This window comes from Anaerotignum faecicola (genome assembly GCA_024460105.1).
Classification (GTDB): Bacteria; Bacillota; Clostridia; order Lachnospirales; family Anaerotignaceae; genus JANFXS01.
This window is the reverse complement of record JANFXS010000244.1, coordinates 1-465: the sequence shown is the minus strand read 5'-3', so window position 1 is coordinate 465 and position 465 is coordinate 1. Positions and strand designations below refer to the sequence as shown.

Genomic DNA, 465 nt, shown 5'->3' with positions numbered 1-465 from the left:
CATGGTTTTGGCAGCCTCTTCCGGCGTTCCCGTAATGAAACAGCCAAGAATCGCCTGCCCGAAGACCAGCATGACAGCCGCGATCACCGCTGAGGTGAGCATGGCTAAAAGAAGGCCTGATTTCATCCCCTGCCTGATTCTCTTAATCTTCCCGGCGCCCAGACTCTGGCCCACATAGGTCGTCATGGCATAGCCGTAGGAGGTTGCGGCTATTTCCAGAAGTCCGTACAGTTTGTTGGTCGCCGTAAATCCTGCAATGAAAAGGACTCCGAATCCATTGACCACCGACTGCACAATCATTCCGCCTACCGCAATGATTCCGTTCTGAAATGCCATGGGAAGTCCCAATACCATCAGTTTTCTGCAGAGATACGGTTCCAGATGAAAATCCGTCTTTTTAAAAGAAAGAATCTGTACCTTCAGCAGACTCTTCAGACAGTATAAGCTGGAGCAGGCCTGCGCGAT

General features: G+C 51.0%; 1 protein-coding gene. It reads right to left on the bottom strand.

Annotation, left to right across the window (positions count from 1 at the left end):
• Positions 1-465 (bottom strand): MATE family efflux transporter (locus NE664_13770; protein ID MCQ4727701.1); only part of this gene is annotated, 465 nt, incomplete at both ends.